Here is a 1,280-nt window from a genome sequence, read left to right on the forward strand (position 1 = left end):
CGGCGGATCGACATCAGACCGGGCATCTCGTGCTCGGCCAGCGTGATCTCCTTGCGGCCGAACGCGGCCAGGGACAGATCGGCGACCTTGAAGTCCATGGTGTTCTTCACTCCGTAGGGGTGGTGGTGTGCGGGGTGGTGGTGTGCGGGGTGGTGGGGTGGGGGTGTGGGGTAGGGGGGTGTGGGGTCAGGTTCTGGTGGATTTCCAGCGTCGCGGTGGATTGGTTGAGGGTGATGTAGTGCAGTCCGGGGGCGCCTTCGGTCAGGAGGCGTTCGGCCATGGTGGTGGCGTATTCGACCCCGATGCGGTGGCCGTCGGCTGGTTGGCCTTGGGCGGCTTGTAGCCGGTCGGCGAGTGGGGTGGGAAACCGGGCGTTGCTGAGTTCGGCGAAGCGTTGGATCTGGCGGAAGTCGGTGGCCGGCATGATTTCGGGGATGATCGGTGTCAGGCAGCCGATGGCGTCCAGCCGGTCGCGGAGGCGGAGGTAGTCCTCCACGTGGAAGAACATCTGTGTGATGGCGTAGTCGGCGCCGGCTCGGCATTTGGCGGCGAAGTGGCGTATGTCGTCGTGCCAGGTCGTTGAGCGGGGGTGGCGTTCGGGGAAGGCCGCTACGGCGACGCTGAAGGCGCCGAGTTGACGGATGAAGGAGACCAGCTCGTGGGCATAGGTGAAGCCTTCGGGGTGGAGGGGCCAGGGGCCTTGGGGGTTTCCTGGTGGGTCGCCGCGTAGGGCGAGCACGTCGCGGATGCCTGCGTCGGCGTATTGGCCGATGATCTGGCGCAGTTCGGCTACGGAGTGTCCGACGGCTGTGAGGTGGGCGACCGGGCGCAGGGTGGTTTCGGCTGCGATGCGTTTGGTGACTTCCACGGTGCGGTCGCGGGAGGAGCCGCCGGCGCCGTAGGTCACGGACACGAACGAGGGGGCGAGTGGTTCGATGCGTCGGATGGCGTTCCACAAGGTCCGCTCGCCCTTGTCGGTCTTGGGGGGGAAGAACTCGAAGGAGAAGCTCTTGTGCCCTTGGTCCAGCAGTTCGCGCACGCTGGGAACCGTTGACCGGTGCGGGTGCGGGTGCGGGTGCGGGTGCGGGTGCGGGTGTGGATGTGGATGTGGATGTGGATGTGGATGTGGTGGGGGGGTGAGTGTGGTGGTGGGGGCTGGTGGTGGCACGGTCGGGCTCCTTTCAGCGTGCGTTGAAGTACTTTGCTTCGGGGTGGTGGAGGACGAAGGCGTCGGTGGATTGTTCGGGGTGGAGTTGGAATTCTTCGGAGAGGTGGACGCC

General features: G+C 66.2%; 2 protein-coding genes. Both read right to left on the minus strand.

The window, feature by feature from the left end; translation table 11 throughout:
• The coding region (locus ACFW2Y_RS35935) for an adenosylhomocysteinase (protein ID WP_384368050.1) at window positions 1–98 on the minus strand (98 nt) is incomplete at its 3' end.
• A gap of 8 nt (window positions 99–106) precedes the next feature.
• The gene (metF, locus tag ACFW2Y_RS35940) at window positions 107–1,039 is read right to left on the minus strand and encodes a methylenetetrahydrofolate reductase [NAD(P)H] (protein WP_384887979.1); all 933 of its coding nucleotides are present in this window, start codon (window positions 1,037–1,039) and stop codon (window positions 107–109) included.
• Window positions 1,040–1,280 lie beyond the last annotated feature (241 nt).

It is taken from the genome of Streptomyces sp. NPDC058877, assembly GCF_042742855.1.
GTDB lineage: Bacteria > Actinomycetota > Actinomycetes > Streptomycetales > Streptomycetaceae > Streptomyces.